This is a genomic window from Microcoleus sp. B4-C1, assembly GCF_036705285.1.
In the GTDB taxonomy this organism is placed as follows: domain Bacteria; phylum Cyanobacteriota; class Cyanobacteriia; order Cyanobacteriales; family Microcoleaceae; genus Microcoleus.
In genome coordinates, this window is the sequence record NZ_JAUBUC010000004.1 from 36950 (window position 1) to 63929 (window position 26980).

Genomic DNA, 26980 nt, shown 5'->3' on the forward strand with positions numbered 1-26980 from the left:
ACAGGCATCTTGCCTGTGTGTGGAACAGGCATCTTGCCTGTGTGTGGCACAGGCATCTTGCCTGTGTGTGGAACAGGCATCTTGCCTGTGTGTGGCACAGGCATCTTGCCTGTGTGTGGAACAGGCATCTTGCCTGTATGTGGAACAGGCATCTTGCCTGTATGTGGAACAGGCATCTTGCCTGTTAAGCTAAAATGCCGCACTGGGGTTAATTAATACCTACCTAATTAATTGACAAAAATATAGGAAAATTTAGATAAGAGTTAAGTTAATTGGGAGAGTAGATCGTGATTATTTGGGTAAACGAGCAAATCGATCCGTCGGGCATTCTTTATTCTTGCATTGCTTGTTGCGATGAGACTCAAGCGAAGGATTGCCACGAATCTTTTGAGAAGAATTTGACGGCAGAGCAAAAACAGCAGGGCTGGGTTGCTACTTTGCGGACTGTTAGTTCTTGGGATGAGGTGCCTGTTAATGCTTTGAAATTGAATTAATGAGTGCAAGTCATCAGCAGCTTTAGTCTCCCCCTGTTTCCGTTCGCTTGAAACGGCAGGAAAACGTGGGAAATCTGTTCGTCCAAGGTAAGATAGCTCGATCGCACACTTGTGAAATTAACAGAAGTTTTGTGAATCTGAAGGCAAAAACCTGCCATCATTTGGCGCGGAGAATCTGAGGATTGTGCCCTGGAAGCTGCGGGAATTTGGGCGGAAATTTTCGGGCTGGCACTGCTGCGAACACGCTAGGACGAAAAAGCGTGCCAGTGCGGTCCTTTTCGAGGGCTCCGCTAACGACAATTTGCATTTTTTAAACTGATTTTAGCATTACTATTAATAGATAGAGGCATTTCCAATTGTCTAGTTAAATTTTTATGATTGAAACCTTATTTCACGCTTATACGCCTCTAGTTATCTGGACGGGCTTGGGACTGCTGCTGTTTCGGTACATCCCAGTTAATTTTCCCAAGCTGCTGAGCTACTTTCTTTTCTGGATTGGGATACCGCTGCAAATTCTAGTTTTAGCCCGTCACAGCGAATTTTCTGGTGCTGTGGGATTCACACCGGCGATCGCCATATTCGTGTTATTTCTGAGTACGAGTTTTGCTTGGCTGACTTGGGTATTATTGCGTAGGCTGAGTGCGGCCCACATCCAAAAGCCCTATTTTCAGGGCAAAAATTCTCTAGTAAATTTATTTTTAGTAAATTTTAATTCCCTGAAGCGATCGAGCCAAGGCAGTTTTCTCCTAGCTGCGATGTTAGGGAATACGGGCTTTGTTGGATTAGCAATCACCCCGTCTATCATCAGCACCGATAACAACAACTGGGCTGTCTTGTACAGCGTCACTAACAACGTTATTGGCACTTATTGTTTCGGTGTATTTATTGCTAGCTATTTTGGGAACTCCGAGCAAAAAAATCACTGGTGGACTCAGATCCGGGACGTGCTGACAGTTCCCGCCCTGTGGGCATTTTTAATTGGTTTTTATACTAGAAACATCCCCCTGCCCGAAATAGTGGAATCGGGATTGCAGACTGCTGTTTGGGTGGTAATTGCCAGTGCTTTGCTGCTGGTTGGCATCCGGCTGAGGTCTATTAAAAAATGGGAAAGTTTTGAACTGGCGTTAATCCCGTCGCTGTTAAAAGTGGTAATTGTGCCGGTGCTGATCGGATTGGGTGCTAGTTATTTCGGATTGAGCGGCGATCCGAGGTTCGTGTTGGTGTTGATGTCGGGAACGCCCACAGCTCTTTCTGTGCTGATTTTAGCAGAAGTCTACGAGCTCGATCGCGATTTGTTAGCTAGTAGCATCGCCATCACTTCTGTCGGGTTGCTGTTGATGCTTCCCTTGTGGTTAGCTGGGTTTAGTTAATATTAGCTGGAGTCTACAATCGGCTGGATCTAAAATTTCGCAGTAGAATAAACAATAACTGTACGGAAAAGACGATGAACGAGACAATAACTGCTAGAAGTCGGCCTCGTACATTCCCCGACTATGCCCAACTGCCAGACTCCAACGGTACGTTTGTGAAAAATTTTTACGAGCATCCCCAGAGCATCATTCTGGCAGATTGGATGTTTTGGGATTTGCTAGCCGTAATGGAGAGCAAGAGCGCGATTGTACTCCGTTGGCTGTAGTTAGCGACTGCGAGCAATGGGAATCGATCCCGATGCTGAGGATTGATATCAAATTCCCAAAACTCTCTCTGTAGCGCGAGCATCCCGTACCTTATCTTTTTTAATCACAAAAAACAAAGCTGATGGAAACTAAACCACCTCTACCGCCCTTTACGTTGGAAACGGCTAAAGCCAAAGTTCAAGCTGCTGAAGATGCCTGGAATACCCGCGATCCAGAACGAGTAGCCTTAGCTTATACGGAAGATTCTCAGTGGCGAAACCGTGCCGAATTCTTCAGCGGACGGGAAGAAATCAAGGCTTTTTTAAGACGAAAATGGGCAAAGGAATTAGATTATCGTTTAAAGAAAGAACTGTGGAGTTTTACAGAGAATCGGATTTCTGTGCGCTTCGAGTATGAGTGGCACGATGATTCTGGCTACTGGTATCGCGCCTATGGTAATGAACAGTGGGAATTTGCAGAAAATGGGTTAATGCGAAGACGTGAAGCTAGTATTAATGATGTTCCCATTCAAGAGTCAGAACGGAAGTTTCGATAAGATTTATCTGTGAGTTGTTAGAGGCATAAACCTGGCTTTTTAGGAAAATACGCAGGTTTGTAGTCAGGACTTGAGTCATGATTGACTAAGGAATGAGAATTAAATAACTTAGAATGCGTGATGGTTCTTGTGGGATGGGCGTCCCGCCCGTCCAGAAAGGGCGGGCGGGACGCCCAACCCACAAACTTGTGTAAATTATTTAATTCGCGATCCTAAACGCCAGAAAGAGGACTAAAGTCCTCACTACGAACGAAAGGTTTGTAGTAAGGACTTGAGTCATGATTAGAACTCTTGCAAAAATACAAAGCACCATACCCCAACCCTCCTCTTTAATCAGGGGAAGAGGCAAGATTATTCTTGTTTCCCCCCTTAATAAGGGGGGACTAAGGGGGGTGAATTTGACTTTTGCAAGAACTCTATTGATTAAACGCCAGAGAGAGGAGTAAAGCCCTCACTACGAACGAAAGACGCGCAATTGCTCAACTTTCCTCAATCGCAAAGCAAACTCGGAGAAGTCAGCACAAAGACATCCCTGGTTCCCACTCCTTCAGATTCCGGTTTAATCGGCGTAGTAAAGTGGAAAAACTCATGGTCGTTAACTAGCAGCAATTCTCCCGGATGCAGAATTTTATTAAAAACAGGCTTCTCTTTTTTAGCCAAGTACAAATGCGTTTCCCCGCCTACAATATTAGTTCTGTCCACCGAGAAAATCCCGATAAAGTCAGTACCGTCTTGGTGAATGCCTTCCGGTGCGGGGTTGCCGAAATTGTTTGGCGAACAAGTCGTCCTGATTTGATGGATGCCGATTTCAGCTTCCGGGTGAATTTTGCAGGAATCGAAAAAAGCAAAAATCATCTGTTTGAAATTATCGAGGGCGATTAGTCGATCGTCCAATTCGGCAAATTCCCGCCTGATATCACCCACTAGCGGATTGTATGTTTTGCTTTGATACAAATAGCCGTGAGGTAACTTAACTAACTCATTTCCGTTGACTGCAAACCGCGATAATCTTCTCGAACGATACTTACCTTTCACATACGGATCGACAGGCATATCGTCAAAAAATTCCTTGAAACCTTCTAGCTTAATCGAGTTTACTTTTTTGAAAGTAAACATGAAGGCATAATCCAAATGAATGGATTCTAATACGGTTTTCATAGATTTTACTCCCTGAAGCCTTGCTCCCCTCCCTAATTTTGCCTGGAGGAGGTGTATGCTTCTACTCTAGCGCAGGTTTTTTGTATGTGTCGTAAAAGACACTACAAAAATTGCAAAGATATCGTAAAGCTTGCAAAATGAATCCGGTGGCTGGTTCTTCTTTTAATCCAAAATCCAAAATCCAAAATCTAAAATCGATTGACGGCTTTCACCAGCGACTGACAGGCCCGCAGGAAAACGGCAACATCGACCCCAAGTGTGACGTACTGAACGCCAGCATCAATCCACTGCTGGGCGATTTCGGGGTTTTCGGCAAAAGTACCGGCGGCTTTGCCTGCTTTGCGGATGGTTTGCACTGCCTCCTGCATCATGTCGATGACGCGGGGATCGCGGACTTGGCCGGGAATGCCGATCGACTGTGACAAATCGTAAGGCCCTAGAAAAATCACGTCCACCTCTGGCACAGTAACAATTTCTGCCAGGTTGTCGATGCCGCCTTTGCCTTCGACATGAATCACAACTAAGGATTCTTCGTTGAGTCGGTCGGTGATATTTGTACCTGCGGCGGTGTAAAGTCCGGCCCGCGTAGCGAAGGAAAGGCCTCGCGTACCCAGAGGACTGTATTTAGCGCTTTTGACAGCGGTTTCGGCATCGATTTTGCTTTCAATTTGAGGTACTTGAACCCCTGCACTGCCGATGTCGAGAGCTCGTTGAATTTGTGGCCCGTCGTTTTTGCTGACGCGAACAATCGGTGCAATTCCGGTACAGTCGGCGGCGCGACACAAATCTTCAGCAGCAAGCGGGTGCAGGGGGCCGTGTTCCATGTCGATGACGGCAAAATCAAATCCAGCGTGACCGCAGATTTCTATGAATGCGGGATAAGGGCAGTTCATAAATAAACCGAGGACTGTTTCGCCTTGTTTAATTTTTTGTTTCAGTTGGTTTTGACGCATAAATTTGGAGTTTTTTAACTGGGGGGAATGCCGATGAACCCAGATTATTTTTAATAATACAGCTACACTATTGCAGTTATAAATTACTTTATGTTAAGAGAATAGACAAAAATTTTATAGCTGCTTTTGCTTCTATCTTAAAGGGAATCAAGCACAAAAGCCAGCCAAAAAGAAACATTCCTAAAATTGGTAAAAATATGGCTCCCACGGATGGTTCGACTAACCAAGCAAATAAAGAAAACATTCCAATACTGCCCGTTGTCCACAGCCAAAGAATCAGAAATCCTAGAACTATTTTATGTAAAGTCATCCTAATTTTTATATAACAACCAAACTTTTGAGGATGTATATCTCCTTGTATAATTGGGATCAATGACTTGCGACCGATGATGATGCGATTGATTTTGAATTTTTTGCCAGAGATTGTTCCTTCATAGGGTTTTGCAGGTGGCGGGCCAAAGGGTAGTGTTACTCTAAAAAGTTTGGGAGGAGTGACAACTTCCTCCAACCGGGACACAACTTCCGAAAAAGTTAAACTGGTAGTAATTGTTAAACTCTCAAACGGAATAAATAACCTAAAAAATTTGACTATCTTGAGCATAATGTTCATCCGGCTGTTCAATAGTTGTTGCTGGTATTAATGCCTCTTCTCTAAAAAAGTTTTCCCTGACAACAGCGCGAAATACCAGTATACTGCAAAATAAACATTTAGATGGGATGAGTGTTTTTCGCGCTATGTCAAAATTAATTCCACAATCTCCGATGAAACTTCGACAGTATCTATTGGTGCTCAAAGGTCGATCGATCCTTAGCCTCACCCTGGGCATAATTTCCGCGATAGGGAGCATTTCGCCAGTATTTGCCGAACCTGGGCGTAATCCAGACAATGCAGAAACTTGCGACATTCTAGTAGCAGGCGGCGGGCTCGCAGGCGCTGCTACCGCTTACGAAGGTTTGCTGGCGGGGCGCACAGTTTGCCTGACTGAAATTACTGACTGGGTAGGCGGTCAAATTTCCTCCCAGGGAACTTCCGCACTCGATGAAAGAGATACTCAGCGATCGCTCTTATTTTACCCCCGTGGCTACCTCGAATTGCGGCGGCGGATCGAGCAACATTACGGGCGGCTAAATCCCGGAGGCTGTTGGGTTAGCTATTCGTGTTTCATGCCCTACGACGGTCACAAAATTCTATTTAACATCTTGCAGGATGCCGCTAGAAAAGGCAAAGGCACGCTGAAGTGGTTTCCCAATACAGTTATTAAAGAACTAGCAATTACTCCTGCTGTCGCGGGGAATGCGGTTGGGGGCCAACAAATTAAAAGTGCGATCGCCATTCAACACAAACCAGCCGCCAACACCCCGCCAATCAACAGCGAAACTCTTTCTCAGACTATCGAAGATGCCTATCGCTACGAAAATTCTGCACGATTTAACAAAACTATTATTCGGTTTATTCCTAAAGCATCTGGAACCCCCCCTAACCCCCCCTTGCCAAGGGGGGGGAATTCCACCAGTTCCCCCCCTTTACAAGGGGAGAATTCCACCAGTTCCCCCCCTTTACAAGGGGGGAATTCCACCAGTTCCCCCCCTTTACAAGGGGGGAATTCCACCAGTTCCCCCCCTTTACAAGGGGGGAATTCCACCAGTTCCCCCCCTTTACAAGGGGGGGCTAGGGGGGGTGCTGATTGGTATGTTGTAGATGCCACAGAAACAGGTGAATTGATCGGACTTGCCGATGTTCCCTACCGCCTCGGAATTGACCCGCGTTCCCCTCTGGAACCTTCCTCCGCCAGCCCAACCGGCGACCCTTACTGCACTCAAGGTTTTACCTACACCTTTGCGATGGAGGCAACGAAGGAACCGCAGCAGCATCAAGTGCCATCTTTTTATCAACAATACGCTCCTTACTACAGCTACGAATTGCAGAGATTGGCTAGCTTTCCTTTAGTTTTCAGCTACCGCCAAATCAGGAGCATGAGACCGGATCAAAAGCGACCTTCAGACCCGAAGCAATTCCCGATTTATCCGGGGGATATTTCGATGCAAAACTGGACTTGGGGCAATGACTATCGTCCCGGCAATTCTCAAGATAATTTAATTTACACTCGCGCGCAGTTGTCAGCAGCCGGTCAACTGCAACCGGGGGGATGGATGGGCGGTTTGCGAACGGAAACTTTGCGAAAAGGAGAGGAAAATGCCAAAGGATTTTTCTACTGGTTGGTAACAGGAACTACTGACTCGCAGCTAGGAGATGGAGTGAAAAAGCCTTATCCAAACAATCGTTTTTTGAGCGGGTTGGATTCGCCGATGGGGACGGTGCACGGACTTTCTAAATATCCTTATATGCGGGAGGGCCGGCGCATTATTGGGCGGCCGAGTTTCAATCAGGCTCAAGGTTTTACGGTGTGGGAAGTTGATATGTCTCGCACTGACTTTAGGGCTGATTTTTACCGCCAGAATTTGTCGGAGGAAGAGTATCGGAAGTTGTGGTTGGCTGTGGGTGGTTTGAATGCGCCGGCTTTGGCTGTGGGAAGTCAATCTGTTGAGGATACAAAATCGCGATCGCGCGCTACGATTTATCCTGATTCTGTGGGTATTGGTCATTATGCGATCGACTTTCACCCCTGCATGACCAACAGTCCGCCGGAAGCACCGGGAAATACCGAACGCGAAGGCACTCGCAAAGGTCAAGGGCAAGCTTATCCCTTCCAAATTCCGCTGCGGGCAATGATTCCTCAGAAAATTGACAATATGTTAGTGGCAGGTAAAAGTATTGCTGTTAGCCACACAGCGGCCGCTGCTTATCGAGTGCATTCTTTTGAATGGTCTGCCGGTGTGGCGGCGGGAGTTACGGCTGCTTTTTCCCTAGAAAAGGGGATTCTCCCTTATGAATTAGTGGACGAATTGCCATCCCGCGAACCGAACTTGGAAGTTTTGCAGTTGCGGTTGCAACAAAATGCTAATCCCATCGCCTTTCCGGGTACTTCTATTTTCAATAGTTCGTGGCAAAATTGGAAATAATCGCAGTTGGTAATCTGTAGAGTGGGCATCCTGCCCGCCCCACAATAAAATTCACTCTTTGTGGAACAGGGTGGAACAGGCTTTCGGGCCTGTTCCTGACACCCCACAATTAACTCGTTACCAAGAACAACCTGCTAACCAGTATAAAATAACCAAGAACTAAATATCGGATCAAGAGCAATTTGTCATCTATCTTTCGATATAAGCAATCAGACACTGCTTTAGTCCGATAATATCAATAATCTCAAAAATATTCCCCCCTCCCCCTTCAAACTCCCCAAAGGTAACGGTCATGTCAACTGCACAGATAACAAGCCCCAATTCCAATAATGCTTATGCCAAACAGTTACTCAGAACCTTAGTAGCTGTCAAAAAAGGGGACTTTTCAGTTCGGATGCCCATAGATCAGACTGGTCTAGCGGGAAAAATTGCTGACGAACTTAACGACATTATCGATCTCAATGAGAGAATGGCGGCCGAACTCGATCGCATCGGCACAGTTGTCGGTAAAGAAGGCAAAATCGCCCAGCGGGCCACCATCGGCAACGCCGAGGGGTCATGGGGATCTAGCGTAAATTCTGTCAATACCTTAATTACAGATTTAGTCCAACCAACCTCTGAAACGGCCAGAGTAATTCGGGCCGTAGCAAAAGGAGATTTATCGCAAACCATCGCCTTAGAAATAGAAGACAGACCCCTCAAAGGAGAATTCCTCCAAACAGCGCAAATTGTTAACACAATGGTAGACCAGTTGAGCTCCTTTGCGTCGGAAGTAACGCGGGTGGCTAGGGAAGTAGGAACCGAAGGAAAATTAGGCGTACAAGCAGAAGTTAAAGGAGTTGCCGGAACCTGGAAAGATTTAACGGATTCAGTTAACTCAATGGCAGGGAATTTAACAGCCCAAGTGCGGAACATTGCGGAAGTAACAACTGCTGTGGCAAATGGCGATTTATCCAAAAAAATTACTGTAGATGTTAAAGGGGAAATTCTCGAACTGAAAAACACGATTAACATCATGGTGGATCAGTTGAGTTCCTTCGCATCTGAAGTAACCAGAGTTGCTAGGGAAGTAGGAACCGAAGGCAAATTAGGCGTGCAAGCTGAAGTGCGGGGAGTTGCAGGAACCTGGAAAGATTTAACGGATTCAGTTAACTCGATGGCGGGAAATCTTACCGCACAAGTACGGAACATTGCAGAAGTGACGACTGCTGTGGCAAATGGTGACTTATCTAAGAAAATTACAGTAGATGTTAAAGGTGAAATCCTGGAGTTAAAAAACACGATTAACATCATGGTGGATCAGTTAAATTCCTTCGCATCTGAAGTAACGCGGGTGGCGAGAGAAGTGGGTTCCGAAGGCAAACTCGGCGGTCAAGCAGAAGTTAAAGGAGTTGCGGGAACTTGGAAGGATTTAACTGATAGTGTTAACTTCATGGCAGGCAGTTTGACATCACAAGTCCGCAACATCGCTGAAGTGACAACCGCTGTGGCAAAGGGCGATTTATCCAAGAAAATTACCGTCGATGTGAAAGGGGAAATTCTCGAACTCAAAAACACCGTCAACACGATGGTTGACCAGTTGAATTCCTTTGCTTCGGAAGTAACTAGGGTGGCTAGGGAAGTGGGAACCGAAGGGAAATTAGGCGTCCAAGCTGAAGTGCAAGAAGTAGCAGGAACTTGGAAAGATTTAACGGATTCTGTTAACTCAATGGCCGGCAATTTAACAGCACAAGTTCGCAACATTGCTGAGGTGACGACGGCGGTTGCTAACGGTGACTTATCTAAAAAAATTACGGTACAGGTTAAAGGCGAAATTTTAGAACTGAAAAACACCATTAACGTGATGGTGGATCAGCTTAATTCCTTTGCATCAGAAGTAACCAGAGTTGCTAGGGAAGTGGGTTCCGAAGGTAAATTGGGCGGTCAAGCCGATGTCCGAGGTGTAGCAGGAACTTGGAAGGATTTAACGGATTCAGTTAATTTTATGGCGGGTAGTTTGACCGAACAAGTACGGAATATTGCGGCTGTTACTACTGCTGTGGCAAATGGCGATTTATCTAAGAAAATTACTGTCGATGTGAAAGGTGAAATTCTGGAGTTAAAAAACACCGTAAACACGATGGTGGATCAATTAAATTCCTTCGCATCGGAAGTAACACGGGTGGCTAGGGAAGTGGGAACCGAAGGGAAATTAGGCGTGCAAGCTGAAGTTAAAGGAGTTGCCGGAACCTGGAAAGATTTAACGGATTCAGTTAACTCGATGGCGGGAAATCTTACCGCCCAAGTGCGGAACATTGCGGAAGTGACAACCGCTGTGGCAAATGGCGATTTGTCCAAGAAAATTACAGTAGATGTAAAAGGTGAAATTCTCGAACTGAAAAACACGATTAACATCATGGTGGATCAGTTGAGTTCCTTCGCATCTGAAGTAACCAGAGTTGCTAGGGAAGTAGGAACCGAAGGCAAATTAGGTGTGCAAGCTTACGTGCGGGGTGTAGGGGGAACTTGGAAAGATTTAACTGATAATGTTAACTTGATGGCGGGGAATTTGACGGCGCAGGTGCGGAATATTGCGGAAGTGACGAAAGCGGTGGCAAATGGCGATTTGTCTAAGAAAATCACCGTTGATGTCAAAGGCGAAATTCTGGAGTTGAAAGACACTATTAACGTCATGGTGGATCAGCTTAATTCTTTCGCTTCTGAGGTGACGCGGGTGGCGCGGGAGGTAGGAACAGAGGGTAAATTGGGCGGTCAAGCTGAGGTGAAAGGAGTTGCGGGAACTTGGAAAGATTTAACCGACAATGTAAACTCGATGGCGGGGAATTTGACAGCGCAAGTGCGGGGTATTGCTAAGGTTGTGACGGCGGTGGCGAATGGCGATTTGAAGCGCAAATTAATGCTGGAAGCTAAGGGAGAAATTGCGACTCTGGCAGATACGATTAATGAGATGATTGATACGCTGGCGACGTTTGCCGATCAAGTTACTACTGTGGCGCGGGAAGTGGGAATTGAAGGGAAATTGGGTGGCCAGGCGAAGGTTCCGGGCGCGGCGGGGACGTGGCGAGATTTGACGGATAATGTGAATGAATTGGCTGCGAATTTGACTACTCAACTGCGGGCGATCGCGGAAGTGGCAATTGCTGTTACCAGAGGCGATTTAACGAGGTCAATTTCCGTCGCCACTGAAGGAGAAGTTGCCATTGTTAAGGACAACATTAACCAGATGATCGCCAATCTCCGGGAGACGACGCAGAAGAATACTGAGCAAGATTGGCTGAAAACAAACCTCGCTAAGTTCACTCGAATGCTACAAGGTCAGCGGGATTTAGAAACTGTTTCTAAACTAATTCTCTCCGAATTGACGCCGCTGGTTTCTGCTCAGCATGGCGTATTCTTTATGATGGAAGGTGTGGATCACGATCCGTTTCTCAAACTGTTAAGTACCTACGCATACCGCGAACGCAAACAGTTAGGAAATAGATTTCATTTAGGCGAAGGTTTGGTAGGACAGTGCGCCCTGGAAAAGGAACGAATACTGTTGACTGAAGTGCCGGAAAACTACGTTAAAATTGGATCGGGACTGGGAGAAGCGACGCCGTTGAATGTCGTGGTTTTACCCGTACTATTTGAGGGAGAAGTGACGGCAGTAATCGAGTTAGCTTCGTTCCGCCGCTTCAGCGAAATACACTTGACATTTCTCGACCAACTTACAGAAAGTATCGCCATTGTTTTAAATACAATTGCGGCGAGTATGCGGACGGAAGAGTTGCTAAAACAGTCACAGTCTTTGGCAGAAGAGTTGCAAACTCAGCAAAAAGAACTAACGGAAACTAACAAGCGTCTCGAACAACAAGCGCAGTCACTCCGCGCATCGGAGGAACTGTTGAAGAGTCAGCAGGAAGAGTTGCAACAAACGAATGAAGAACTAGAAGAACAAGCTGAATTGCTAGCGCTGCAAAATAAGGAAGTTGAGCGGAAAAACCGAGATATCGAACAGGCGAGGGGGTTGTTGGAAGAAAGAGCGGAACAGTTGGCTCTAACTTCTAAGTATAAGTCGGAGTTTCTGGCAAATATGTCTCACGAGTTGCGAACTCCGCTAAATTCGCTGTTGATTCTGGCTCGATTGCTTTCTGACAATACTGAAGGCAATTTGACTATGAAGCAAGTTGAATACACGCGCACAATTTACTCGGCGGGAACAGATTTGTTAGGGCTGATTAATGACATCTTGGATCTCGCTAAGATTGAATCAGGCACGATGTCAGTGGAAATTGAGCAAGTGTTGTTTGCGGACTTGCGAGATCATTTGGATCGAACTTTCCGCCAAATCGCCCAGGATAAGAAGTTAAGTTTTCAAATAGAGCTTGAGGGTGGGCTGCCAAAAGGTCTCTATACTGATGCTAAACGGCTGCAACAAGTTTTGAAGAATCTCCTATCGAATGCCTTTAAGTTTACAGAGCGAGGTGAGGTGAAATTGTGTGTCGAAGTAGCGCGGGAAGGGTGGAGTTTAGAGATAGAAAGTTTAAGGAGTTCCCCTACGGTTTTGGCTTTCTCAGTTAGCGATACGGGGATTGGGATTTCTGCTGAAAAACACAGAGTTATTTTTGAGGCTTTCCAGCAAGCTGATGGTAGCACTAGCCGCAAATACGGGGGCACGGGTTTGGGTTTGTCAATTAGTAGAGAAATCGCTAATCTGTTAGGGGGAGAAATTAAATTGACAAGTCGCCCTGGTGAGGGTAGTAAGTTCACGCTTTATCTGCCGCAAACTTACCAAGAATCGCGAATAATGAACGATCAGGAATCGGGAACGGGTAAGCAAACGGCTCAATTGCCGCCTGCTATTTCTTCAGCAGTTCCTTCGCCGAATTTCAACTTGCCGATCGCCCCTTATCCATCACCTATTATCGCTGATGACCGGGAAAATGTTGAGCCGGACGATCGCGTGCTGTTGATTATTGAAGATGACGTGAACTTCGCTCGGATTCTGTTGGATATGGCGCGGGAACAGGGTTTTAAAGGTTTAGTGGCTTTGCGGAGCGATATCGGTTTGGCGATGGCGCGAGAGTTCAAGCCAACTGCGATTATGCTGGATCTAAATTTGCCTGTGATGGATGGCTGGACTGTGCTCGATCGCTTGAAGCACGACCCAAGTACGCGCCACATTCCGGTTCACATTGTATCAGTTGAAGAAGGGCGGCAGCGCAGTTTGCAGTTAGGGGCGATCGCGTACTTACAAAAGCCTGTCAGCCGCGAAGCTTTGAGCAAAGCTTTGACTGATATTAAGGGGTTTGTGGAGCGGCCCGTGAAGAATTTGCTAGTCGTGGAAGATGACGAAACACAGCGTCTGAGCATTGTGGATTTAATCGGCAATCACGATGTTTCTACAACGGCTGTGGGGAGTGGTGCACAGGCGCTAGAAATTTTGAAATCGGGGCATTTTGATTGCATCGTCCTCGATTTGGGACTGCCAGATATGACTGGTTTTGAACTGATTGAGCAGATCAAGCAAGATGCAGCTTTAAAAAGTCTGCCGATTATTATTTATACGGGCAAAGAGTTGACGAGATCCGAAGAAACTCAACTGAAGCGCATGGCGGAAACAATAATTGTTAAAGATGTGCGATCGCCGGAACGTTTGTTAGATGAAACAGCTTTGTTTTTGCACCGAGTCCAAGCAAATTTGCCGGAACCAAAGCGCCAAATGCTAGAGCAATTGTATCAAACAGATTCGACGCTGGCGGGCAAAACAGTCTTGATTGTTGACGATGATATGCGGAATATTTTCGCCCTCACAAGTATGCTGGAGCGCCATAAAATGGAAGTTGTGTATGCTGAGAATGGGAGAGAGGGCATTGCTAAATTGCAAAATACGCCTGAGATAAATATTGTGTTGATGGACGTGATGATGCCAGAGATGGACGGTTACGAAACCATGCAAGCAATTCGTAATATGCCTCAATTTGCTTCGTTGCCAATGATTGCTCTGACTGCGAAAGCTATGAAGGGCGATCGGGAAAAATGTATCGAAGCTGGTGCGTCTGACTACATTACCAAACCTGTGGATACGGAACAGTTGCTCTCGCTGCTGCGTGTCTGGCTTTATCGATAAGGGAAGTCAGTTGTCAGTTGTCAGTTGTCAGTTGGCAGTTGGCAGTTGGCAGTTGTTATTCATAACAGACTCCCCAATCCCCAATGACCTGTTTAACCAATGACCTGTTTGCCCCATGCCCCATGCCCCAAGTCCCAATGCCCAATTCCCAATAACTAATTAAAAATGCCCGAAAGCCATGAACTTGAAACAATCGAAATTCAACTCCTACTAGAGGGAATGTTTCGCTATTACGGATTTGATTTTCGCAATTATGCTCTTGCCTCTCTCAAGCGCCGTATTTGGAACACTATTCGCTCGGAACGGCTCACCACTGTGTCTGCACTTCAGGAAAAGGTACTCCACAATCCTGCTTACCTAGACCGTTTACTGCTGGACATTTCTGTCAATGTAACGGCGATGTTTCGCGATCCCAGCTTTTACATTAGTTTCAGAAAAAAAGTGGTACCGCTGCTGCGTACTTATCCTTTTATTCGGATTTGGCACGCGGGATGTTCAACGGGAGAAGAAGTCTATTCTATGGCAATTTTGCTGCAAGAAGAAGGACTTTATGACCGTTGTCGGATTTACGCTACGGACATGAATGAATTAGTTTTGAAAACCGCAAAAAGTGGGATATTCCCGCTGAAACAGATGCAAGAATATACGCAACTTTACCACCAAGCTGGGGGCAAGAAAGCGTTTTCTGAGTATTACACTGCTGCCTATGAAAATGCGATTTTTCGCTCTTCACTTAAAGATAATATTGTCTTTGCTCACCACAACCTAGCAACGGATAATTCTTTTAATGAGTTTAATGTTATTTTATGCCGTAATGTGCTGATTTATTTCAATTCACACCTCCAAGAGCGGGTACACAAGCTTTTTTATGAGAGCCTGGTAATGTTTGGAGTTTTAGGCCTGGGTCATCAGGAGTCTCTGATTTTTACACCTTATGAAAAATATTATGAAGCACTTGAAAGTAGTGATAAACTCTACCGAAGAGTTAAATAAAAAAAATTTTGAAATAGTGGTTGTGGGCACGTCTTTGGGAGGGCTAGAGGCTCTGACTGTGCTGCTGGCAGATTTGCCAAAAAGCTTTCCTTTGCCTGTAGTTATTGTCCAACACCGCCATAAGAGTTCTCAGAATAGGCTGACAGATTTTTTACAACAGCACAGCTCTCTCCCAATCACAGAGGCCCAAGACAAAGAGCCGATCGCACCTGGACGGGTTTACTTGGCTCCTGCTGACTATCACTTGCTAATAGAATCGCCCTGTGAGGAGGAGTTTAGCCTGTATGAAAACAACTTGACAGAATGGGGGAGCGTGGCAGTGGAGTCAATCCATAATTCAAAATCCCCAATTCCCAATCGCGTTTCTCCTACATTTGCACTATCAACTGAGGCTCCTGTCTGCTACGCGCGGCCCTCAATCGATGTGCTGTTTGAGTCTGCTGCGGATGCCTTTGGGGAGAAAGTTATCGGCATAATTTTAACGGGAGCTAATTCGGATGGCAGTGAAGGGCTGGCAAAAATTAAAGCTGAGGGAGGATTGACATTCGTGGAGGAACCGGCTTCAGCTCTATGCCCAACCATGCCAGCATCGGCGATCGCAAATGTTGAAGTAGACTGGATTTTACCCCTCTCTAAAATTGCTCCCTGTTTAGTCAATTTGCTAAGAATTAAAGATTAAAAAAATTATGAATCAGCAGTCGCCCCATCGAGTAAATGTCCTTTTAGTTGACGATCGCCCAGAAAATTTGATAGCTCTAGAAGCTATCCTCAACAGCCCCTCTTATCATCTAGTACAAGCTAATTCGGGCGCGGAGGCTCTGAGATGTCTGCTTAATGAAGATTTTGCGGTAATTTTGCTTGATGTGCAGATGCCGGGAATGGATGGATTTGAGACAGCAACATTGATTCGCTCTAGAGATCGATCGCGATCGACTCCGATTATTTTTATCACAGCATTCAGCAGTAATGACACCCACGTGTTTAAAGGTTATTCTCTGGGTGCGGTGGATTACCTGTTCAAACCCTTGGAACCGGAAATATTGACCTCGAAGGTGGGGGTATTTGTGGAATTGTTCCAGAAAACAGTGGAGGTGAAACAGCAAGCAACACAGTTAGCTGCTGTTAATAGTGAACTAAGTAAAAGTGAAGAGCGGTTTCGCACTTTGTGTGCTTGTTCGCCGCTGGGAATTTACTTAGCTGACGTTGAAGGGCGCTGTACATACATTAATCCCCGTTGTCAAGCAATTTGCGGGTTAACACTGGAGGAAAGTTTAGCAGATATTTGGCAGCGGGAAGTTCATGAAGAAGATCGCGATCGCGTAGTAGCACATTGGTTAGCTTGGATTAAAGAAGGCAAGGAATATTCTAACGAGTTTCGATTAGCTGGTAGCGAAACTGTGCGTTGGATTAATGTGCAGTCGTCGCCAATGTTTTCGGATTTGGGAAAACTGATCGGTCATGTGGGTACGGTTAGAGATGTCACAGACCGCAAGCAAGCAGAGGAAGAACGCGGCCGACTAATCCGCGAACAAGTGGCGCGGCAAGAAGCGGAGAGAGCTAACCAGATGAAGGATGAATTTTTAGCTATTCTCTCTCACGAACTCCGTACTCCTTTAAATGCAATTCTCGGCTGGTCTAGGCTGCTTCGTACCAAAACATTTGACCAAGACACTATAGAGAAAGCCCTAGAAACAATAGAGCGCAATGCTAAATCTCAATCTCAACTCATCGAAGATATTTTAGATGTTTCGCGGATTCTGCGGGGGAAACTAAATTTAAATAAGCATCCGATTCGGTTGGAATCTGCGATCAAGCTGGCAATAGATTCTTTGCAGCCGCTGACTGAGGAAAAATCAATAGTCATAGAATTAACGTGCAGTCCCAATGTAGGTGAAGTTATCGGCGATTTCGATCGCTTGCAGCAAATTGTGTGGAATTTGCTGTCAAATGCGATTAAGTTTAGTCCGCAAGAGGGTAAAGTACAGGTGCGCTTAGAGTCTGTTGGAGATGAGGCTCAAATTCAGATAATTGATAGCGGCATTGGTATCGCTCCTGATTTTTTGCCTTATGTTTTCGATCGCTTCCGCCAAGCTGATAGCAGCACAACTAGGTCTTACGGGGGTTTGGGACTGGGATTGGCGATCGTCCGTCACTTGGTGGAACAGCACGGCGGTAAGGTGCAAGCAGAGAATAATCCGGGCGAGGGTGCGAAATTTACGGTGGCTTTACCTGTGGTACAGAGGAACGCCGTCGCTGCTGACGATGATTGGTCGGATCTCAATGACAGGACAGAGACCCTTCCTACTCTAACTAATTTGCAATTGCTGGTGGTGGATGATGACGATGATACGCGGGAGTTTTTGATTGCTTTACTCGAGGACGAAGGAGCTATAGTGCGATCGGCGGCATCGGTGGCCGGGGCTCTAGCTGCACTGGAGAGTTATTGGCCGGATCTGCTGCTGAGCGACATTGGAATGCCGGAAGCAGACGGCTATGAGTTGATCGCGCGCGTGAGAGAAATGGAAGTGCTCAGGGGTGGAAAGATGCCTGCGATCGCCCTGACGGCCTACGCGAGAGAGGAAGAGCGCCAGCAAGCGCTGGAAGCGGGTTTCCAGATGCACTTATCTAAACCAGTTGACATAAATAAGTTAATTGCCGCAATTGCTAACCTCACAGGGATGCTCGGAAATCCCGATCCAACTCACATCTTGCACCATGCTCAATAACAGGCTTTTCGGCCTGTTCCACAAAGAGTAAATTTTCTTGTGGGGAGTAGGGGTTGGGCAGGAGAGCCCGTCCCTGAAGGCTGATGGACAATAGTGTTCTTCGGTGATTTCCAACGGACTCGGCGGTTAAAACCGCTTTGTTGACCCAAAGCATCCAGGATACCCGCCACGTGATTCATCCGTCCAGAAATAAAAAACCTGTATCCGATGAAACTTGCCGAACGTATTTATTCGTGGGCTCTATGCTTCAATCTAAAATCTAAAATCTAAAATCTAAAATCGATTGACCCCCAATCCCGTGCCGATTAGTGAGAAAAATATTAAGCTAGCTTAAAGGACACGCGATCGACAGTTCGGAACAAGACACCCGTTTTTCCACAAAAAACTGGATATTTGCCGTTTTTTTGCTTCAACCTGCCGTCAAAGTACAAAATTACTCGCCAATCAATTCATGAATATTTTTAGCAGTCTGCTTTCTAGCCCAACTCAAGCACCCCAAGTCAAAAAACAGCGTCGAGGCATTGAAATTAAGTCGGAACGCGAAATCGAAATTATGCGGCAGGCCGCGAAAATCGTTGCAACGGTACTCAAAGAAATTTCCCAAATGGTGAAACCGGGAATGACTACTGCTGATTTGGATGCTTATGCCGAAAAACGCATCCGTGCTATGGGGGCAACTCCGAGTTTTAAAGGCTATCACGGTTTCCCTGGATCGATTTGCTCTAGCATTAATAACGAAGTTGTTCACGGCATCCCCAGTCCCAAAAAGGTAATTCGGGCCGGAGATGTTCTCAAGGTAGATACGGGGGCATATTATCAAGGTTTTCACGGCGATTCTTGCATTACGATCGCAGTTGTGGAAGTGACTCCCGAATCGGCAAAATTAATCCGAGTCGCAGAAGAAGCTCTCTACAAAGGCATCGAACAAGTGAAGGCGGGAGCCTATTTGCTCGATCTGGCTGGTGCGATCGAAGATCATGTCAAAAGCAACGGTTTTAACATCGTTGAGGAGTTTACGGGCCACGGTGTCGGGCGAAATTTGCACGAGGAACCGTCGGTTTTCAATTTCCGCACGCGGGAAATGCCGAACGTGAAATTGCGAGCGGGCATGACATTGGCGATCGAACCAATTCTGAATGCCGGTTCTAAATACACTCGGACGCTTTCTGACAAGTGGACTGCTGTAACCGTTGACAATGCTATGTCGGCTCAGTTTGAGCATACTGTGTTGGTGACAGAAACTGGCTATGAAATTTTGACCGATCGTTCAAAAGTTTAAGTGGAAGGGTTCAACAATAATTTTGAGTTTTGAGTTTTGAGTTTTGAATTAAAGATTTAATCAGTTTTTAATCGTTAGATCAAAACCTCACTCAAAACTCTTGAGTTGAACAATAATTTTTTTAGTTCCTGCGATGGATGGAGTGACAAGAAGAGTTAAATTCGGCTAAATTAAAAAATAGTGGTAAAGCGTAAGGGTAACAACTATGTCAGCACGATTATTATTGGTAGATGATGAACCGGGCTTGCGGGAAGCAGTACAAGCTTATTTGGAAGATAGCGATTTTGCGGTTGAGGTTGCCAGTAATGCTCGCGATGGCTGGGAACTCTTGCAGCAGACTAATCCCGATTTGGTGATTTCAGACATTATGATGCCGCAGGTGGACGGTTATCAATTTCTCAAGCAAGTGCGGGAAGATCCTCGCTATAAAGCTTTGCCCGTGGTGTTTTTGACTGCTAAGGGGATGACGAGCGATCGTATTCAAGGCTATCAAGCAGGCTGCGATGCTTATCTTTCTAAGCCCTTCGATCCTGACGAATTAGTAGCAATAGTAACCAATTTGCTAGCCCGCCGCGCGGCTGCTAAGGAGACAAGCGAAAATCCTGAAAGTCCAGATATTGCTGCTTTGACAAGCCAAATGGCGAGAATTGAGTCTTTGCTGAGTGGGCGGAGTTCGATCGCCCAAAGTCCTTCGCCGATTAAAATTGATTTGACTCCGCGAGAACAAAGTGTTTTGGATTTGGTTGCTCAAGGTTTGATGAATAAGGAAATTGCCCGCCGCTTGGAAACTAGCGTGCGTAATGTGGAAAAGTACGTCAGCCGTTTGTTTAGCAAGACGGGTACTAACAGCCGTACTGAGTTGGTTCGCTTCGCCCTCGAACACGGCTTGACGAAATAGGAGTCCTCTCGACTTGGCTGGAGGCTGTGGCTTGCCGAGCTGCGTTACCAGGCTCTTCCTGGTAACGAGAATTATGCAAAAAATTAGAAATGTTAAGATTTGACACTCCCCAGCCTAAAGGCGTGGGGATTCTTAATTCATCGACTGACCTTTAAGCACCATGTCCTTGCGGCAGTCCTTAAACCTTTCAACCGTACAATAGTACAAATTGACGAGTCTAATTCACTGTTACCCCAGAGGGTCTATCTCCAAAAGCGTACTAGGATACAAGCAAGCGAGTTTGGGTATGCCCTACCCTACTTAACAAATCAAGAAATTGTTTGTTGTTACTGGTTTAAGGATGCGTTGATCCTTTAGCTGTTTTAAGAGTTTTCGCCGCTCTGCGTCCCCCGGTTTATACCTAAAAGTGTGTCTTAACTGTTTCACGATGGTAAAGGAGTTTAACCTTGACTATTTTAGTATACTACAAATACCAGCAATTCCTGATTTTTAGGAAGGGATTTAAGAAATTAAAGCCGCCCTAGAAGGACGGGGTTTTAAACCCAATTTCCTGATAAGTATTGACAGGTATCCGGCGGCTGTGGTATGTCACATCAGCTTGCTGGTGGCAGCGCGGGAGTGCGAAAACTGGTGTGCGAAAACTGGTGTGCGATCGAACTTCTCACCCACTTTGCTTTGAGTCTGAGATAAACACTCGCAAACACCGGGGAATTACTTAGCGGGAAAACCTGACTGTTTAAGAGTTTTCACGTAGTAAATAGAAAAGCAAACACTTGACCGGATATGCTCCGTTAAGCAAACTTGCCACGAAAAGTCACAGATAAGGTTATATCCTGTGGAAAAACAAGCCACTATTAATTACAGTTCTGGACGCACTCCTACAAAGAAACCGGGTTTTTTACCTAATTTACGGTGTGTAACAAAGTATTTCGTAAAAAAAAACCGTTTCTGGGCCCCCAGGCTAAAATTTTACACCCTAGTTCAAGCTCTCAGATTCATCTGTGGAGTCAATCTAAAATCTCAAATCTAAAATCGACTGACAGCGATGGAAAGTAGCCGCAGATGTTGAATGTATAGTAGTACCAAAGTTTAGTTTATATCAGGAGGATACCATGAGGAAAATCACGGCGCGACAAACAATAAGTGCCATAGTAGCACTGCCGATCGTACTAATAGCCAATACAACTCAAGCTTTAGCGACTGATACCGATCAAAAAATAGAGCCCATTAAGAAAGTTTCGGATTTTGGCGATGAGCTAGATTTTGATATTGGGCCACCAACAACCATCAGCATTGAAGAAAGCGAGGATTGGGATGAACCTGATTTTGCAGCTACTTTAGATATGGAGATTAGTAAATTTATGACCAAAAATCTTCAAGCTGTAATTGATGAGCCGCCCCCCGTAGTTTATCTGAGCGCTGCAAGGGGTCAGTCAAGCAAGGAATGCCGGATTTCAGCAATATGCGAATAACTGAATCGGATTTGTGCGATTTTGGCGATGGCTGGGAACCCCGCAAACAAAGACTTTTTTGCTGGGTAGAATTTGAGCAATTATCAAGATTTCAGTAAAATCCGGTTGATTTTGCTGGAAATATGCGAATAACAGAGTATGTATTTTTTTGGGTATGCTTTAATTGCGATCGGCTAAAATAATAAGTATGCAGGCTGAAATAAACTTAACTAATTGATAGTTGCACTTGATGGGAAATCGCCCACCAGGGCAGAAATAAAATTAATCATAGGATTCTTCGCAGTGATCTGCTAAAGTGAAAACGGGTCAGAGTAAACTTATATCAACCGCCACAATAGTTAGGAAGTTCTTAATTTCACTTTCCCCTGCCGTCGATTCCTGACATCCGTGATATCCGTTAAAAAATCCGTTGCCGAAATTCCTTTTTTCTGCAGTTTACAGCATCTATTCTCAGAAACTTTTTCAACTCTTAATTATGATTAATTCGCACTACCAGCAAGAAACCGCAGCACAGCAAAACCAAAGTTCGCTGCAAACTCTCTCCCGGACTCTGAGAATGTCTCACGGGCAATTTTCGCTCATTTTGGTACGGTGCAATTACAGCGCTATGAGAGAGGAAATTGTAAGGCAATTGCGGGCCGAGTCTGGGATCGAGATTCGAGAAATTGTCCTCCCGCCATCTGTTAAAACTCTTTACACGACGATAGAAACCAAACTTTCCTGCACCCATCCGGCAGCTTTAATGGTGTTTGGATTGGAATCGGTAAGTGCGATCGATCGCCTGCTGACTTCTACCAACTACGTGAGGGAAGAATTTCGGAATAATTTTCCTTTCCCGGTGGTGCTGTGGGTGACAGACAAAATATTAAAAAAACTGATTCGGTTAGTAACAGATATCGAAACTTGGACGACAAGTGTTGAATTTGTGATGGGCCCGGACGACTTGGTAGATTTTTTGGGCAAAAGTGCCGATCGCATTTTTTCCAACATTTTAGAAAGTGGCAATTGGCGTTTAACTAATTCTGCCATTCTCGGAGCCAATTCTTTGAGTGAACTAGAGTCAGCTAGCCAAGACTTGCAAACTTGCAATATCAGATTAGAACCAGCTATTGAAGCAAGTTTGCAATTTATTCGCGGTAGGCACGAATATGCTTGTCACCGCATCTCTGCGGCTATTGAATTATATCAAAAAAGTCTCAGTTTTTGGAAGTATCAAGTAGCATTTATTGGACAAAAAACAGAATTTAGCGATTTGTTATTTACCGTTCACCCTGCACCGGTGTTAGAGGGAATTCTGCTATTCCACATCGGTCTTTGCTACCGCTTCCAAGCAGAAAAACACCGCAGCGGCAACCGTCCTTACTGGACGGAAGCTAAGAATTATTTTCAGGAATGTATTGATGTTTTAGAACGCGTGGGGCGGCCGGATGCCGTGGGTATATTCATCAATCAACTTGGGGAAGTATTGCAGCATTTAGAAGATTGGGATGCACTCTGGAATTTAGCTATTAAAGCTCGGAGGTTACATCAAAATATGGAAAATTCAGCAGTTAATTTGGCTCAAGATTACGGCTTTTTGGCTAGAGTAGCCTTAGAGCAAAAGAACTGGCAAGGGGCGAAAGAATGGGCTTTAGTGGCTCTAGACGTTCTCAACTCAAATTTAGAAGCGACGGGACAGGGAACCCCTGTAAAGTCGCAGCATTTAGGCTTGTATCTGTTAATTTTAGCAGAGGCCCAGAGTCATTTGGGTGAGGTGCAGGAGGCGATCGCGCATTTAGAACTTGCTCGCTCGGAAACCGAACCTTGTTACAACCCGCAACTGTATTTGCGGGTTTTAGAAATGCTGCGATCGCTCTATTTTCAGCGGGGAGAATATCTCGAAGCATTTCAAATTAAGCAAGATTATCGAGCGGTGGAACACACGTATCGGTTCCGAGCTTTTATTGGAGCCGGAAAGTTGCAGCCGCACAGAGAAGCGGTTAATTCCGTCGCCGAAACTCTTGCCGGCGCTGCTACTATTGCTGACGAGATTACAGCTTCCGGCAGAGAGGAAGACCTCAACCGCTTGATATATAGGATGAACAATACCCCCGACAAACTGACAGTAATTTACGGTCAGTCTGGAGTTGGCAAAAGTTCAATTGTCACGGGAGGATTAGTACCAGCTCTTAAACAAAAAAAAATAGAAATGCGGACTGTTTTGCCCGTAGTGCTGCAAGTTTATAACAACTGGCCGCGGGAATTGACCAGACAGTTATCTGCTGGAAAAGCTGAAATATTCGATCCTGAAATTGCCGAAGCAGTACCAGAAACTGCTCCGGTAGATTTGACCGTAGAAGCAAGCTTAGTCAAGGGAAATCTTATTTCGGGATTGCACGGTGGCTCGGCTGCGAAAAATGAGGAGCAAAGGGAGCAGTCACAGCCAGTAGAATTAATCATACAACAACAGGCGATCGAATACGAAAACATTATCAAGGAGCTGCAAAGAAATTCAGAACATTTAGTGACTGTTCTGATATTTGACCAATTTGAAGAATTCTTTTTCGTGTGGAAAGAGCCAGCGGAAAGACAAATATTTTTTGATTTTTTGCGGGAATGCTTGAAAATCAAATACTTAAAAGTCGTCCTGTGTTTGCGGGAAGATTACCTGCACTATGTGCTGGAATTTACTCGACCAAAAAACCAGACAGGATTCGTTAACAATGATATTTTAGATGACATTCTCAGCAAAAACATTCTGTTTTATTTGGGAAATTTTTCGCTGATCGATGCGCGATCGGTAATTCGCACTTTAACTGAGCGAGCGCAGTTTTACTTAGAACCGGAGCTGATCGAAGAATTAGTCAATGATTTAGCTGGAGAATTAGGAGAAGTTCGCCCGATCGAACTACAACTTGTCGGCGCTCAACTACAACAAGAGAACATTAGAACTTTAACTCAATATCAGGAACTTGGCAACAATCCGCAACAAAAATTAGTCGAAAGGTTTCTCGAAGAAGTTATCAAAGATTGCGGGCCAGAGAATGAAGTAGCGGCGCGCCGAGTTTTGTATTTGCTCACAGATGAAGAACAGATTCGTCCCCTAAAAACCCGCGCAGAATTAGCTTCAAGTTTAGCGACATTTGCTGAAGCTGACAAATTAGATTTAGTATTAGAATTGTTAGTAAAGTCTGGTTTAGTGTTTCGATGGATGGAACTGCCTGCTGAGCTTTATCAGCTCGTTCACGATTATTTAGTTAGCTTCATTCGCCAGCAGCAAGAATTAGATAAAAAGGCAGAATTTGAGGAACTGCGAAAGCAAAACCAAATTAACCGAGATGAAATTGAACAAATTCGCAAAGACAGAGAGCAAGATGCTTTGCTGTCGGAAGCTAGAGACAAACAGTACCAAGCAGAAGCTCAACTTTACCACACTCGGAGATGGCAATTGCAGGCGGCGGTTCTAGGAGTGCTTGTACTCGGAGGTGTTTCGGGGATGGCTTTCGAGCAAGCAAAATTAGCAGAAAGCGCACGGCAAGAAGCAGAAACCAGTCGGACTGATGCCCTAAATTCGGCGTCGGAAGCTTTGGTGCTTTCTAATGAAAAAAATCAATTAGGAGTGTTGGGAAATAGTATCAAAATTGGTCGTGATTCTCTGAAAAGTACGGCGCTGCCTGTGGACACTAAAAATCAAATTGCTGAAAGACTCAGACAAGCAGTTTCCGGGGTGCAAGAACGCAACCGTTTCGAGCAGCACAGCAAGTTTGTTTTGGATGTAAGTGTTAGTCCCGACGGCAATTCAGTTGCTTCGGCAAGTGCAGATCAAACTGTTAAATTGTGGAGCAAAGAAGGTAAGTTATTAAAAACTTTCAATCACCCAGATAGCGTGACGAGTGTTAGTTTTAGTCCTGATGGGAAAACGATCGCTACTGGTTGTGCCGATCGTACAATTAGAATTTGGCAAGTAGATAACGACAAAAGTGCGATTCCCTACGGGATAGCTCCGCTTCACGGCATTTTATCCGGCCACCGCGATATCGTCACCAGCGTCAGTTTCAGTCCAGACGGCAAAACCCTAGCTTCCGCCAGTCACGACAACACCGTCAAAATCTGGAACCTTGCGAACAAAAAATTGCTGCAAACCTTAACCGGACACAAAGACTGGGTGCTCGGCGTCAGTTTCAGTCCCGACGGCCAAACAATTGCCTCAGCAAGTGTTGACAAAACTGTCAAACTTTGGAACCGAGAAAGTAAAACGCAGAAATTTAGAATTAATCCCAAAACATTAACCAAACATTCTGACATTGTTTACAGCATTAAGTTCAGTCCAAACAGTCGAGAACTCGTCTCAGCAAGTGCCGACACCACAGCCAAAATTTGGAACCGAAACGGTGAGGAAATCAGAACTCTCAAAGGACACAACGATGAAGTTGTCAGCGCGACTTTCAGTCGCGACGGCGAAAAAATTGTCACCGGCAGTGCAGACGATACGGTGAAAGTTTGGAGTCGCAGCGGCACTTTGCTCAACACTTTTCGAGGACATCAAGACGACGTGAGGGCCGTAAGTTTCAGCGGCGACGGCACTATTGCTTCCGCAAGTAAGGACAAAATAGTGAAAATTTGGAAACCAGACAGCACTCCGCTGAATAAGATTTTATCAGGACACGGAGACTGGGTTTACAAAGTCAGTTTTAGCGCTGACGGCAAAACAATTGCTTCTGCTAGCGGGGACAAAACAGTGAGACTTTGGCGTGCTGACGGCAGTTTATTCAAAACCTTAGAAAGTCACAAGGATTCTGTTACCTGGGTTAGCATTTCGCCTGATGATAAAACTGTTGCTTCCGCGAGCGATGACAAAACCGTGAAAGTCTGGAGTTTAAACGGCAAACTGTTAAATACTCTCAGCCACAGCGGCATTGTTAAAAGCGTGAGTTTTAGTCCAGACGGAAAGATAATTGCTGCCGCAAGTGCCGATCGCAAATTGTACCTCTGGCGCTGGAATGGTGCTAAAGCAACTTTGTTGGCAAAACTCGATCACAGCAATCCAGTAATTAGCGTTAGCTTCAGTCCCGACGGCAAAACTATTGCTACTGCTACCGCTGCTGAGGACAAGCCAAGCGGGAAGAAAAAGGCTTTTGAAATTACCGGAGAAAAGAGAGTTTACCTGTGGCAATTTAACGGTTCGTCGGCAAAAATTATGAAAACTCTCGACCACCAAGACAGCGTTAAAAATGTTAGTTTTAGTCCAGACGGCAAGACTATTGCTGCTGCTTGCGCTGACAAAAAAGTTTACTTGTGGGGGTTTGATGGAAAGGTGGCGAATTTAACTGAAAAACTCGACCACAGCGATACTGTAGAAAGCGTGAGTTTTAGTCCCAACGGCAAGTTGATTGCGGCGGCGAGTGGGGGAAATACTGTTAAGCTGTGGGATTTTGACGGCAAGAAGGCGCTGCTATCTAAGACTTTGGAATCGAGCGATCGCGTGTTGAGTGTTTCTTTTAGTTCTGATAGCAAAACTCTGGGTTTTGCTAGTAGGGATAGGAATGTAATTCTGTTGCCTGTGGAGAATTTGGAACTGAATAATATTATTGCTCGCAGTTGCGAGTGGTTAGGAGATTATTTGCAGAATGACCCGAATGTTGCTGAGGGCGATCGACTGCTTTGTCTTGGGTTTGGGAAGCAGGCTTTAAATAAGGGGAAGCGGTGAAATTGACAGCGGTAAGTTG

16 protein-coding genes and 1 pseudogene are annotated in these 26980 nt (G+C 45.4%); 14 read left to right on the forward strand and 3 right to left on the reverse strand.

From position 1 onward, the window contains the following. The 5 genes and pseudogenes from QUB26_RS02555 to QUB26_RS02575 form a co-directional block, all read left to right on the forward strand. The coding region (locus tag QUB26_RS02555) for a hypothetical protein (protein WP_333316436.1) at nucleotides 1-193 on the forward strand (193 nt) is incomplete at its 5' end. 94 nt (nucleotides 194-287) lie between these two features. After that, nucleotides 288-494, forward strand: a complete 207-nt coding sequence (locus tag QUB26_RS02560) for a glycogen debranching protein (protein WP_333038077.1) — start codon at nucleotides 288-290, stop codon at nucleotides 492-494. A gap of 374 nt (nucleotides 495-868) precedes the next feature. Beyond that, nucleotides 869-1864, forward strand: coding sequence for an AEC family transporter (locus QUB26_RS02565; protein ID WP_333316438.1), 996 nt, complete (start codon nucleotides 869-871; stop codon nucleotides 1862-1864). Between the two features lie 74 nt (nucleotides 1865-1938). Then, nucleotides 1939-2064 (forward strand): annotated as a pseudogene (locus QUB26_RS02570) (Uma2 family endonuclease); the annotation flags it as partial. Nucleotides 2065-2252: 188 nt separating this feature from the next. Next, nucleotides 2253-2666 (forward strand): nuclear transport factor 2 family protein, encoded by a 414-nt coding sequence (locus tag QUB26_RS02575; RefSeq protein WP_333183336.1) that lies wholly within the window; start codon nucleotides 2253-2255, stop codon nucleotides 2664-2666. Nucleotides 2667-3155: 489 nt separating this feature from the next. Here QUB26_RS02575 and QUB26_RS02580 read toward each other — a convergent pair whose 3' ends face one another. The 3 genes from QUB26_RS02580 to QUB26_RS02590 form a co-directional block, all read right to left on the reverse strand. Next, on the reverse strand, nucleotides 3156-3824 hold the full coding sequence (locus tag QUB26_RS02580) for a 2OG-Fe dioxygenase family protein (RefSeq protein WP_333156802.1): 669 nt from the start codon (nucleotides 3822-3824) through the stop codon (nucleotides 3156-3158). 188 nt (nucleotides 3825-4012) lie between these two features. Continuing rightward, nucleotides 4013-4777, reverse strand: coding sequence for an aldolase/citrate lyase family protein (locus QUB26_RS02585; RefSeq protein WP_333239662.1), 765 nt, complete (start codon nucleotides 4775-4777; stop codon nucleotides 4013-4015). 88 nt (nucleotides 4778-4865) lie between these two features. Continuing rightward, nucleotides 4866-5294, reverse strand: coding sequence for a hypothetical protein (locus QUB26_RS02590; protein ID WP_333239746.1), 429 nt, complete (start codon nucleotides 5292-5294; stop codon nucleotides 4866-4868). A 245-nt stretch (nucleotides 5295-5539) separates the two neighbouring features. Here QUB26_RS02590 and QUB26_RS02595 point away from each other — a divergent pair, with 245 nt between their 5' ends. The 9 genes from QUB26_RS02595 (at nucleotide 5540) to QUB26_RS02635 (ending at nucleotide 26961) form a co-directional block, all read left to right on the forward strand. Then, nucleotides 5540-7798, forward strand: a complete 2259-nt coding sequence (locus QUB26_RS02595) for an FAD-dependent oxidoreductase (protein WP_333316440.1) — start codon at nucleotides 5540-5542, stop codon at nucleotides 7796-7798. Nucleotides 7799-8090: 292 nt separating this feature from the next. Next, nucleotides 8091-13907 (forward strand): HAMP domain-containing protein, encoded by a 5817-nt coding sequence (locus tag QUB26_RS02600; protein ID WP_333316442.1) that lies wholly within the window; start codon nucleotides 8091-8093, stop codon nucleotides 13905-13907. Between the two features lie 165 nt (nucleotides 13908-14072). Then, complete coding sequence (locus tag QUB26_RS02605; protein ID WP_333239670.1) at nucleotides 14073-14900, forward strand: protein-glutamate O-methyltransferase CheR; 828 nt, start codon at nucleotides 14073-14075, stop codon at nucleotides 14898-14900. Further along, nucleotides 14854-15579: a chemotaxis protein CheB gene (locus QUB26_RS02610; protein WP_333240473.1), complete on the forward strand. Its 726-nt coding sequence runs from the start codon at nucleotides 14854-14856 to the stop codon at nucleotides 15577-15579. Before QUB26_RS02605 ends, QUB26_RS02610 begins: the two co-directional genes overlap by 47 nt. A 7-nt stretch (nucleotides 15580-15586) precedes the next feature. Then, nucleotides 15587-17626, forward strand: coding sequence for a response regulator (locus QUB26_RS02615; protein ID WP_333316444.1), 2040 nt, complete (start codon nucleotides 15587-15589; stop codon nucleotides 17624-17626). Between the two features lie 451 nt (nucleotides 17627-18077). Next, nucleotides 18078-18905: a type I methionyl aminopeptidase gene (map, locus tag QUB26_RS02620; RefSeq protein ID WP_333052584.1), complete on the forward strand. Its 828-nt coding sequence runs from the start codon at nucleotides 18078-18080 to the stop codon at nucleotides 18903-18905. Between the two features lie 205 nt (nucleotides 18906-19110). Beyond that, nucleotides 19111-19803 (forward strand): response regulator transcription factor, encoded by a 693-nt coding sequence (locus tag QUB26_RS02625; RefSeq protein ID WP_333052586.1) that lies wholly within the window; start codon nucleotides 19111-19113, stop codon nucleotides 19801-19803. 1112 nt (nucleotides 19804-20915) lie between these two features. Next, on the forward strand, nucleotides 20916-21275 hold the full coding sequence (locus QUB26_RS02630) for a hypothetical protein (protein WP_333316446.1): 360 nt from the start codon (nucleotides 20916-20918) through the stop codon (nucleotides 21273-21275). Between the two features lie 475 nt (nucleotides 21276-21750). Then, a complete protein-coding gene (locus QUB26_RS02635) occupies nucleotides 21751-26961 on the forward strand; it encodes an nSTAND1 domain-containing NTPase (protein WP_333316448.1) in 5211 nt (1736 codons plus the stop codon). Nucleotides 26962-26980: the final 19 nt, after the last annotated feature.

Bases quoted from the DNA above. Each gene is read 5' to 3' on its own strand.
- QUB26_RS02565 (WP_333316438.1), top strand. From the start codon at position 869: ATGATTGAAACCTTATTTCACGCTTATACGCCTCTAGTTATCTGGACG.
- QUB26_RS02575 (WP_333183336.1), top strand. From the start codon at position 2,253: ATGGAAACTAAACCACCTCTACCGCCCTTTACGTTGGAAACGGCTAAA.
- QUB26_RS02580 (WP_333156802.1), bottom strand. From the start codon at position 3,824: ATGAAAACCGTATTAGAATCCATTCATTTGGATTATGCCTTCATGTTT.
- QUB26_RS02585 (WP_333239662.1), bottom strand. From the start codon at position 4,777: ATGCGTCAAAACCAACTGAAACAAAAAATTAAACAAGGCGAAACAGTC.
- QUB26_RS02595 (WP_333316440.1), top strand. From the start codon at position 5,540: ATGAAACTTCGACAGTATCTATTGGTGCTCAAAGGTCGATCGATCCTT.
- QUB26_RS02600 (WP_333316442.1), top strand. From the start codon at position 8,091: ATGTCAACTGCACAGATAACAAGCCCCAATTCCAATAATGCTTATGCC.
- QUB26_RS02605 (WP_333239670.1), top strand. From the start codon at position 14,073: ATGCCCGAAAGCCATGAACTTGAAACAATCGAAATTCAACTCCTACTA.
- QUB26_RS02610 (WP_333240473.1), top strand. From the start codon at position 14,854: ATGAAGCACTTGAAAGTAGTGATAAACTCTACCGAAGAGTTAAATAAA.
- QUB26_RS02615 (WP_333316444.1), top strand. From the start codon at position 15,587: ATGAATCAGCAGTCGCCCCATCGAGTAAATGTCCTTTTAGTTGACGAT.
- map (WP_333052584.1), top strand. From the start codon at position 18,078: ATGAATATTTTTAGCAGTCTGCTTTCTAGCCCAACTCAAGCACCCCAA.
- QUB26_RS02625 (WP_333052586.1), top strand. From the start codon at position 19,111: ATGTCAGCACGATTATTATTGGTAGATGATGAACCGGGCTTGCGGGAA.
- QUB26_RS02630 (WP_333316446.1), top strand. From the start codon at position 20,916: ATGAGGAAAATCACGGCGCGACAAACAATAAGTGCCATAGTAGCACTG.
- QUB26_RS02635 (WP_333316448.1), top strand. From the start codon at position 21,751: ATGATTAATTCGCACTACCAGCAAGAAACCGCAGCACAGCAAAACCAA.